This is a genomic window from uncultured Kiloniella sp. (genome assembly GCF_937128705.1).
GTDB lineage: Bacteria > Pseudomonadota > Alphaproteobacteria > Kiloniellales > Kiloniellaceae > Kiloniella.
In genome coordinates this window covers 1-9,401 of sequence record NZ_CAKZMP010000259.1, presented here as the reverse complement: position 1 = coordinate 9,401, position 9,401 = coordinate 1, and the positions used below count along the sequence as shown (strand labels likewise).

The following is a 9,401-nucleotide window of genomic DNA, read 5'->3' as shown; positions in this document are numbered from 1 at the left end:
TAGCCTATTAACATTACTAAAAAAGTATAAAAACAAAGAAACGGAAGAAGTTCCGGAAGGGATGTGCCCTGGATGTTGGGGAAGACAAGAATATGCTGGAAAATTCTATGATGCTGTAAAAAATCATACTGCCGACATTAATGAAAACACTCCAAACAAAGGCTGGATTCAAGATTATGCAGACAAAAACTTATCTAAGATCCAATTGAATAAAATCGATGATTCATATGTTTGTCAAAAATCTCTGTTACAGCATCCTTTATAGGATGTTCATTTATAATTGATTCACTGTCCATCGAGTGAGTGTTATGTTCGGTGTAATAAAAGTTGCTATATGTCATGGATGAGAACATAACAACCATTGCACTTTTTAATGATAGAAACTTCGCAGCTATACCAGATGCACTGACAGTTCCAACTGTTAAACCTATCATCATCAATTCGTTTATCATAATAATTAGTCTCCTTTAATAATTTGATATATATTAGATAGCATTACTAAAAACTATTACAATAGCAAATAATGAAATTGATTTTTATTTGGCTTTATCAAGCTATTATTGGATTTGTATTTTTTAAAAAAATGATAATTATTTTCAATTTAAATTAAAAAAGAGCAATCAAGCTCTTTTCTTTTGAGCTTTAAAACTCAGTTTTAACTTCAATTAAATCACCTGACTCACTACCGAAGACTGTATCGATCATAGTTGTCGATGTAGCACTTAAACCGAATAGCAATGCACCAGATGCTAAAAATAACAAACCTTTGTTTAAAGGCACTTGTTGCGGATTCTCACCATGCTTTTTAAGTTGAACAGCACCAGCAGCCATTGATGCAAGTCCCACCAAAGCTGCACAGATAACTAAGAGAACTTGAAGTGCTGATATTGTACTTGCCCAACCTTGAGCTAATGTGGCAATACCTTGTGCCATTGATATTGTTGTTGATGTAGAAACCACAATTATTAAAGTATTCTTGTTTATTCTTTCCATTGTTAACCTCCGTTTTATATAAAAATAATTTCTTATATAAAGTAATTATCACATTCATATAAAAGTTCAACTAAAGAACATAATAAAAACGTTCGTCATTGGCGGTCTGTAAATAAGAAATAGGATAATCGTACTTCTAGGAAGTTGTGAAGCGAGATGGTTTTGGCAATCAGAACATACGGTTACTGTCGGATTTTCCGTAGTTTTACGGTTATTTTAAAATGTGATTTCATTAATTTTTAACGATAGTTATGCAAAAACGAGATGATTACTTGACCTTTCGCAAATGTTGAGTAATTTTGCGGCACGCACAAATGCGGTATAAAAAAGGCAAAGGTTGAATGGCTAAAGAAGAACTCCTTGAGTTTAGTGGTACTGTTATTGAAAAGCTCCCGAATGCAATGTTCCGGGTCGAGCTTGAAAATGGACACGAAATTATTGCCCACACTGGTGGTAAAATGCGCAAGTTCCGCATTCGTACCATGGTTGGTGATAAAGTTGACGTCGAAATGACCCCCTATGATTTGACTAAGGGCCGGATCACTTTCCGTCACAAATAGCTCTATCTTTTCAAAATAGAGAATACAGTGCAGTTGCGCGTTTGGTCATTAAGACGGAACGCGCATTTTGTGCTTCTATTATATGATAAATTATCCCCACTGAGCTGGTGGGTATTTTGGGGAATGTCCATGATTACGGCGTCCGTTTGTATAGCTCGACACTCATTTATTACTTTTCTGAAACGATACTGATAATACGCTGGCATGTATCTTAGCGCCTTCGGGACTTGCGCGTATAAGTTCATACATCATTAAAATATAACGAACGTGATAAAGATGTTGACAAAAATATCATGATCACTATTTAATAAAATATATCGATCGTTATATTTTATGTATGTATAAGAAAACTAAAATAATCAAAGGTGAGAAAATGAGTGAAAGTAAATTAGGTAATTTGGATAACGGGATGAAGTCACGCCGGGATGTATTAGTTGTAGGGGCAAAAACAGTAGCCGCAACAGCATTCGCGTCAACACTTGGTTCTAGAGGTGTTCTCGCACAATCAAATACTAATTCATTGGGGAAAATCATGGACACGAAAGCATTCGTATATACTGAAGTACAAATTAATGTTCCTTTTGAAAAAGCACCGTGGGGGGATGTAAATAGAGCGATAAAAGAACAGCCCGGATTTATAAACAAAACTTGGCTGGCAGGCGTTAAGACAAATTCACTTGGTGGTATCTACGCATTCGACAGTATTGAAAATGCACAAAAATTTGTAACGGGGTACTTTCCTGCTGAAGCGGGTGGGTTTGGTGCTGCGCACAATACCCGTATTTTTGATGCGACACTTGTAAAAGATGCAAGCCTGGATATTGGTTCTCCACACTTTGGTATTGCACCTCGGCAAAAGCCAGGAGCGTTTGTTTATACAGAAGTACAAGTTAACGTGCCGTTTGCAAATGCACCTTGGCAGGAACGCAACCCTGTTTTGAAGCAACAAAAAGGTCTGTTAGCGAAAACATGGCTGAGTGGTTTGCACACCAATACCATCGGTGGGATTGATGCCTTTGATACGCTAGAGAATGCCACTTCTTTTGCCTTGGAAACATTCCCTCAGACAGCAAAAAGGATGAATGCGGCTTTCTATACACGTGTGTTTGATGCCAACCTGACTGAAGAGGCGAGCCGAGATATGTATTCACCCTTTTTTGTATAGATCTGAACGATAAAACTATATTAGGCCGTTCCATTTATTGGGACGGCTTTATGGTGTTGTTTCTTACAGGGTATGATCGTTAGAGCTTAACCTAATTAGACAGAATTTATTGTCATTTTGCGGGAATATAATTTGTGATGAATTACTGCTTGTTAGGTAATTTGTTCGAGATAAATTCTGAGAGATAAAGGGGCAGTGCAGAGAAGAACAATACAGCAAGGTACATTGGTTTTGGAAAAGAGATACGGGCTTTATTCCGTTCTAAACCTTTGCCAATAATGGTCGCTGCTTTTGCACCTTCCATTAAAAATGGCATTGGAAATTTATTGACGGCTGTAATACCGCTTTTGACAAAGCCGGGTGTTATCACTGAGACCTTGATGTTACTCTTCTTTAAGGTACCTCGTAGGCTTTCCCCCCAGGTGCGAACAGCTGCTTTACTGGCACAGTAAGCAGGGGCACTAGGAAGCCCTTTAAATGAAGCGAGAGAAGACATAATCGCGATTTGTCCCTGACCATTGGATTTCATGATCTCAATTGAAGGGAGAACAGTGTTGAGTACACCGTTCAGATTTATATCCATTATTTCCCGCGTTTGACGGTCAGATTCGTCTTGTTTTCCTGTGCCGCCTGAAATGCCTGCGTTGGCTATAACAAGATCAAGTTTTGACAGTTGATTGGCTTTTATGATTTCTTGGTAGCAGGCCCATTGGTCTATGACATCCAATTGCAATTGATGGACGTCTGCACCACGTTTTATACATTGATCTGATATGGTCTTTAAACGTTCCCTATTTCTGCCCGTAAGGAATAAAATATTTCCTGGCTTGGCATAATATTCTGCAAGGGCGGCACCAATACCACTAGAAGCGCCGGTAATAAATATCGTCTTTGGAATTGTCATTCTTGCAGTAACTCATATGCTTTGGGTATAAGACTTATGAAAATAAGGCTGCTTGTGATGAATGTAAAACAATCGATCATGTGGTTGAGTAGGATGTTTCAATAACCCCAAGGAACCATTATGGGAAAAGCAATTGCCAGCATGACAGGATTTGCCCGTGCTGAAGGTGAATACGCAGGGACAACCTGGTCTTGGGAGCTTAAAAGCGTCAATGGTAAAAACTTGGACGCCAGATGTCGGGTTCCAAATGGATTCGAAATTTTAGATGCAAAAGTCAGGTCCGCGTTGGCAAAAAACTTTAAACGCGGAAATTTCCATATCAACCTTGTGATTGATAACAAGCAGAAGTCGGTGAAGTTGCAAGTGAACGAAGACATCCTGCAACAAGTTATTCCGCTTGCAACAAGAATTAGTAATGATCTGGATGCTGTTGCCCCTTCCATTGATGGTATTTTGAATTTACGTGGTGTGTTAGAGCTTGTTGAGGAAGAGGAAGCTCAAGACGAGTCTGATAGACGTATGGGTTTGATTGAAACAAGTCTGAAAGATGCTATTGATGCAATGAAAAACACGCGTTGCGAAGAGGGAGCAAGGCTTGGAGAAATTGCATCTGGTCAATTGGATGATATTGATAGATTACAAAAAGAAGCTGCGAAACTTGCTGCGACACAACCGGCAGCGATACAGGGGCGGTTTAATAAACAACTGACAGAGCTGTTATCTGATACAAGTACTGTTTCCGAAGAGCGTCTAGCACAGGAAATCGCGATCCTTGTAACGAAGGCTGATATTCGGGAAGAGCTTGACCGCCTCGCTGCGCATGTTGCTGCTGCACGTGAGCTTTTGGAAAATGGGGGCCCCTGTGGGCGTCGGTTAGACTTTCTTTGTCAGGAGTTTAATCGCGAAGCCAACACACTTTGCTCAAAGTCTTCTGACGTTGCATTGACGACGATTGGTATTGAGCTCAAGGCAACGATAGAACAACTTCGCGAACAAATTCAAAACGTCGAATAAAAGTAAGGTTTTAGAAACAATGAATGCTGTTGTTGCTCCCACGCTTGAACGTCGTGGACTTATGCTGGTCCTTTCTTCCCCATCCGGGGCTGGCAAAACAACAATTTCCAGAATTTTACTGGAAAGAGAAGAAGAGCTTACGCTATCGATATCTGCGACCACCCGGCAAATGCGCCCGGGGGAAATCCACGGCAAAGATTATTTCTTTGTGAGTTCTGAAGAGTTTAACTCGATGGTGGATAGTAATGAGATGCTGGAGCATGCAACTGTATTTGATAATAAATATGGCACACCAAGTGAACCTGTAGAACAAGGGCTTTCATCTGGGCAGGATGTTCTGTTCGATATTGATTGGCAGGGAACACAACAAGTTGCTGCAAAGGCAGCTAATGATATCGTTCGCGTGTTTATCCTTCCGCCGTCGTTGGAAGAGTTAGAGAGACGCCTTTATGCGCGGGCTCAGGATAGCGAAGAGGTTGTTAAAGGACGGATGGCTAAAGCAGCTGATGAAATGAGTCATTGGGCGGAGTATGATTATATTATTGTAAATACAGATGTAGAAAAATCTGTTGCCGATGTTCAGGCTATTCTCAGGGCAGAGAGATTAAAGCGAGACCGTCGGCCTGACCTTGATTCTTTTGTCCGTGGATTACGCCAAGCGTAGTTTTGGAAGTGGGCTTTAGGATCGGCTTTTAAGGTGATCATAGGCGCGGGCAATTGAACAGAACTCTTCAATGGTAAGTTCTTCTGCCCGGGCTGTCTCTTTTATACCAGCGATTGATATAAGCTCTGGAGTATCCGTGCCCAGACTTTTTAGGCTTTGACGCAACATTTTACGTCTTTGCCCAAAGGCTGATTCTGTGATTTTTTCCATCGTAAATACATTGGCTTCTGCCAATGGTTTTGGTCTAGGTTCCAGCCTTGCTACTGTTGATGTTATCTTCGGTGGAGGGATGAAGGCCCTAGGCGGAATATCAAAAAGCGCAGAGGTTTCGCAGAGCCATTGTGTCATGACACTCAGGCGGCCGTAGCTTTTTGTTCTGGGCTCAGCAATCAGGCGATCAACCACTTCTTTTTGAAACATGAGGGTTAAACTTGCAAAGCAAGTTGAATCCAGCGCAACTTGTTTCAGCCATCTAAGAAGAAGTACTGTTGAAATGTTATATGGCAGATTGGCGACAATTCGTCGTGGAGGGCTTCCAAGTTCTGTTAAGTCGACCTTAAGGGCGTCGCTTTCCATAACTTGTAATTTATTGCCATAAGCAGTTGAGACTTCTTTCAGGGCTTCGAGACAACGTTGATCTTTCTCTATGGCAATAACGTGTTGGGCGCCTTCCATAAGCAGCCCACGTGTTAAACCGCCCGGTCCGGGGCCAATCTCGAATATTGTTCCTTGATCAAGTGGGCCCCCTCCTCTTGCTATTCTGGAAGTCAAATTCAAATCCAGTAAGAAATTTTGTCCAAGAGATTTTTTTGCGGCGAGATCAAAGCGCGAGATAACATCTCTTAGTGGGGGGAGGTTGTCTGATGATCTGTTCATTTTTAGTGTACTTTGGCTCTTGCCATTGTTGTTGCCATTTCAATCGCTGCAATAAAACTATTGGGATTTGCAATTCCCTGTCCAGCTATATTATAGGCGGTACCGTGATCAGGTGAAGTCCGGATAAAGGGAAGGCCAAGTGTAATATTGACGCCGTTGTCAAAATCCAAGGTCTTAATTGGGATCAATGCCTGATCATGATACATACAAACGGCGACATCGTATCCCTCGCGTGCTTTGGCATGGAACATTGTGTCTGCTGGTAGAGGGCCTCTGACGTCGATGCCTTCTTTACGAAGGAGTTCAAGTGTTGGAATGATCAGATCAATTTCTTCTGAACCCATTGTGCCGTCTTCACCAGCGTGCGGGTTTAGTCCTGAAACTGCAATACGCGGTGTGCGAATACCAAAATCTTGTTTCAACGCGGTACTTGCCGTTCTTATTGTATGCGTTATCAAATCGCTATCGAGTTTATTTATTGCCTCAGCTAGGGAAAGATGAATCGTAACGGGAATAACACGTAATTGTTTGGAAGCAAGCATCATAACGGACGGAGTTTTACTTTTGGCTAAATCCGCTAGGTATTCTGTGTGTCCGGGATGGTTAAAGCCTGATTGATAAAGAACGGCTTTATTAATGGGATTTGTGACAACTGCTGAGGCTTCTTTATTCTGTACAAAACCTACTGATCTTTTGATGGAATTAATAACAGCAGAACCATTGCGGGGATCTCCTACACCAGGAGTTACAGCTTCGTGTAGTTCTTCTGAAATGACAGGTAATGCCTGCCCAAAACAGGAAACAGCATCAATAGGAGATGAAATTTCTCTAACAGGTACGTTTAACGATAGATCGGTTGCCAGTTTTTTTAAGCGACTAGGGCAATCTATTACAAAAAAAGGCTGTGCCGCCTTTTGATGTAATTTATCCCACGCTTTAAGTGTTAGTTCACCGCCAATGCCAGCAGGGTCTCCCATTGTTATGGCTACAGGTAAAGGTATCGATTGGCTCACAGACGTATATCCACGTTTGAACTTCTGCGAAGATCTAAAAGGTACCTTCTTGCGAGGGTATCTAATCTATCATTCGTCAGTTTTTCTTGAATTGCCAATCGATCAACACCACCACTTTCCTGACGATTACAGACTGCTATAACAGCCAAACCGCCCGTAACTTTGATTGCGGCTGTTGTTTGGCCTTCACTTACCTGCTCTATGGCTGCCCTAGTTGTGGCGGGAAGGTCTTTAGTTTTAAGGGTTCCTAAATCACCTGACCCATCGTCACCGAGTTCATCGGATAGTTCATCCATTTCATTACAGCTTGTGAATTTCCGTCTTGCATCAGCTGCTCTTGATTGTGCTTGTTGTGTTTCTTCAAAACTTGGATTTGCAGGCAAAGAGAAGAAGAATTGTTTTAGATGGACTTTCTGTTCACTTTCAGCAGAGCGTTGATCTTGAACTAAGAGAATATAATAACCTCTCTTGGTTCGTATCGGGCCGAGCAATGACCCTATAGAGGCGGATTCTACAGCGGTTTGAAGCTCGTTAGAAAGTTGCCCTGTTTGCAACCATCCCAGATCTCCACCCAACCCGGCACTGTTTGATTGTGATATTTGCCGGGCCAAAGCAGAAAAATTTCCACCATTTTTTATCGTCAGTAGAGCGTCATCTGCTTGTGCTTTTATTTTAGCTTCATCGGAAGCAGTATCGATACCGAGGAAAATCTCAAAAATTCTTTTCTGGACTGCTGGGCCATCTGATTGAAGTTTTGTAATAACTTCATCTATTTCAGCTTCAGAGATATTAACAGATGATCTTAGCCGTCTGTTAACAACTGCTCTCCATGCAATATCGGCTTTAAATTGGTCAAGAAGGGTTGTTGGAAGCACGCCTTGTTTCCGCAACCCATCTGTCAGTTGTTGTACCGTCATTTTGTTCTGCTTCGCAACAGCGGTCAGGGCACGTTGAACTTGTTGGTCTGATATTGTGATATTAAGTCGCTCGGCTTCTTGAAGTTTGAGCCTTTCGTCAATGAGAATACGAACCACTTGTCTGACCATTCTTTGTCGAACTTGCGGAGTGTTTTTTTGCTTGCTTGATACAATTGCGAGCTGAGTACGCTGGCTTACATCCAGCAAAGATATGATATCGTCGTTCACAACTGCTGCAGGACGTAAAACGTCTTGTGAAAATGAAGTCGTTGCTGTTGTTAGCATGAGGGCAAGGCCCAACAAATTCGCAGCAAAATTAATTCTCATTTGATACCGATACCTTTTGTCTCAAGTAGCCGAAATAAATTATAATGGCTGAATTGTACCCAAGTGTTTAAATGTTAGCTCAACCATAAACCTGTTATCTGGCTCTACTTCTCTATCCTGGAACCATGTGCGAGAATATTGGCTATCTATAATGATACATTCATCATGGTAAATTAGGCCCAAGCTTGCTTCACGGGACGAATCTGCATCGATATCACGCGTATAGCTAGACCTCAGGCTCCAATATTTAGTTAACTCGCTGTTAATACCAATTTTGACTTCTTCTCTATCAGAGGTTTCACCATCGATATTGTCGTCTTTAAGGAAGACGTAATCCAAGTTTAAGTTAAATGCCGCTGGGCCAATATTGACTTCAACTTCATTTCTATTAACGCCTAAATCATCAGGGTCAAACCTAAAGCGATATAGGGCACTAAAGTTATCAATAGTATATATACCTACATGCCCTACAATATCTGATACAGATTCTTTCAAACCTGAATTTTCTTCATGAAGGTTGCTTTTCCCGCTAAACCGATAACTTTGTCCAATCATAACGTCGGCCTGGTTACCAGATACCGTCGATGCCGTCCATTTTAAGCCATAACTTACGCGGCTTCCTGAATCTACACGGTCTGTTCCGGCAAACCGATTTAGGGAAAAGAGAGAGGCATCATCAAACTCAAAGTCACGGCTGTCGTCGTTTGGAATTTCGTTTGGATTCGATCCATTTGGTGCGAGGACACCTTGTACAATGGGCTCGATTGTTTGGCTGAAGTTTCCGCGATGACTGGCAAAAGGGAACCGCCATTCCAAAGCCATTTGTGGGAAAACACGACCCGTAAAGCCTGTGTAACTATCCCCGTTTTTGCGAATATCATTATTTTCAGTATTAACGCCGTTGACCCAATATCCATCGGTTTGTATCTGTGTCGTGAGTTTATATTGATCACCCCAAGAGCCTGTAT

Annotated in this window: 11 protein-coding genes; 5 read left to right on the top strand and 6 right to left on the bottom strand. The window is 41.6% G+C overall.

Annotation, left to right across the window (positions count from 1 at the left end):
- Nucleotides 1-265, top strand: a 265-nt coding sequence (locus tag Q0241_RS13285; RefSeq protein ID WP_299378262.1) for a hypothetical protein, incomplete at its 5' end; no start/stop codon positions are given.
- Nucleotides 266-642: 377 nt separating this feature from the next.
- Here the strand turns inward: Q0241_RS13285 and Q0241_RS13280 are convergent.
- Nucleotides 643-993 carry a hypothetical protein gene (locus Q0241_RS13280; RefSeq protein WP_299378260.1) on the bottom strand — a complete coding sequence of 117 codons (351 nt, stop codon included), beginning with the start codon at nucleotides 991-993 and terminating at the stop codon, nucleotides 643-645.
- Between the two features lie 341 nt (nucleotides 994-1,334).
- On the opposite strand from Q0241_RS13280, the gene infA reads away from it, so the two are divergent.
- Nucleotides 1,335-1,553, top strand: coding sequence for a translation initiation factor IF-1 (infA, locus tag Q0241_RS13275; RefSeq protein ID WP_046507661.1), 219 nt, complete (start codon nucleotides 1,335-1,337; stop codon nucleotides 1,551-1,553).
- A gap of 373 nt (nucleotides 1,554-1,926) precedes the next feature.
- On the top strand, nucleotides 1,927-2,718 hold the full coding sequence (locus Q0241_RS13270; protein WP_299378254.1) for a YdhR family protein: 792 nt from the start codon (nucleotides 1,927-1,929) through the stop codon (nucleotides 2,716-2,718).
- A gap of 142 nt (nucleotides 2,719-2,860) precedes the next feature.
- Here the strand turns inward: Q0241_RS13270 and Q0241_RS13265 are convergent, their stop codons facing one another.
- Nucleotides 2,861-3,622 carry an SDR family NAD(P)-dependent oxidoreductase gene (locus tag Q0241_RS13265; RefSeq protein ID WP_299378252.1) on the bottom strand — a complete coding sequence of 254 codons (762 nt, stop codon included), beginning with the start codon at nucleotides 3,620-3,622 and terminating at the stop codon, nucleotides 2,861-2,863.
- A 120-nt stretch (nucleotides 3,623-3,742) separates the two neighbouring features.
- On the opposite strand from Q0241_RS13265, the gene Q0241_RS13260 reads away from it, so the two are divergent.
- Nucleotides 3,743-4,636 (top strand): YicC/YloC family endoribonuclease, encoded by an 894-nt coding sequence (locus Q0241_RS13260; RefSeq protein ID WP_299378249.1) that lies wholly within the window; start codon nucleotides 3,743-3,745, stop codon nucleotides 4,634-4,636.
- 19 nt (nucleotides 4,637-4,655) lie between these two features.
- Nucleotides 4,656-5,300 (top strand): guanylate kinase, encoded by a 645-nt coding sequence (gmk, locus tag Q0241_RS13255; protein WP_299378247.1) that lies wholly within the window; start codon nucleotides 4,656-4,658, stop codon nucleotides 5,298-5,300.
- 15 nt (nucleotides 5,301-5,315) lie between these two features.
- Here the strand turns inward: gmk and rsmA are convergent, their stop codons facing one another.
- From rsmA to lptD, 4 genes are all read right to left on the bottom strand, one after another.
- The gene (gene rsmA / locus Q0241_RS13250) at nucleotides 5,316-6,176 is read right to left on the bottom strand and encodes a 16S rRNA (adenine(1518)-N(6)/adenine(1519)-N(6))-dimethyltransferase RsmA (protein ID WP_299378244.1); all 861 of its coding nucleotides are present in this window, start codon (nucleotides 6,174-6,176) and stop codon (nucleotides 5,316-5,318) included.
- 2 nt (nucleotides 6,177-6,178) lie between these two features.
- Nucleotides 6,179-7,189, bottom strand: coding sequence for a 4-hydroxythreonine-4-phosphate dehydrogenase PdxA (gene pdxA / locus Q0241_RS13245; protein WP_299378241.1), 1,011 nt, complete (start codon nucleotides 7,187-7,189; stop codon nucleotides 6,179-6,181).
- On the bottom strand, nucleotides 7,186-8,433 hold the full coding sequence (locus Q0241_RS13240; protein ID WP_299378239.1) for a peptidylprolyl isomerase: 1,248 nt from the start codon (nucleotides 8,431-8,433) through the stop codon (nucleotides 7,186-7,188). The genes pdxA and Q0241_RS13240 overlap by 4 nt, the downstream gene beginning before the upstream one ends.
- 39 nt (nucleotides 8,434-8,472) lie before the next feature.
- The coding region (gene lptD, locus Q0241_RS13235) for an LPS assembly protein LptD (RefSeq protein WP_299378237.1) at nucleotides 8,473-9,401 on the bottom strand (929 nt) is incomplete at its 5' end.

What these genes read in the sequence shown, in the direction of transcription:
- gmk (WP_299378247.1), top strand. Translation starts at nt 4,656, where the DNA reads ATGAATGCTGTTGTTGCTCCCACGCTTGAACGTCGTGGACTTATGCTG.
- Q0241_RS13270 (WP_299378254.1), top strand. Translation starts at nt 1,927, where the DNA reads ATGAGTGAAAGTAAATTAGGTAATTTGGATAACGGGATGAAGTCACGC.
- infA (WP_046507661.1), top strand. Translation starts at nt 1,335, where the DNA reads ATGGCTAAAGAAGAACTCCTTGAGTTTAGTGGTACTGTTATTGAAAAG.
- Q0241_RS13240 (WP_299378239.1), bottom strand. Translation starts at nt 8,433, where the DNA reads ATGAGAATTAATTTTGCTGCGAATTTGTTGGGCCTTGCCCTCATGCTA.
- Q0241_RS13260 (WP_299378249.1), top strand. Translation starts at nt 3,743, where the DNA reads ATGGGAAAAGCAATTGCCAGCATGACAGGATTTGCCCGTGCTGAAGGT.
- rsmA (WP_299378244.1), bottom strand. Translation starts at nt 6,176, where the DNA reads ATGAACAGATCATCAGACAACCTCCCCCCACTAAGAGATGTTATCTCG.
- Q0241_RS13280 (WP_299378260.1), bottom strand. Translation starts at nt 993, where the DNA reads ATGGAAAGAATAAACAAGAATACTTTAATAATTGTGGTTTCTACATCA.
- Q0241_RS13265 (WP_299378252.1), bottom strand. Translation starts at nt 3,622, where the DNA reads ATGACAATTCCAAAGACGATATTTATTACCGGCGCTTCTAGTGGTATT.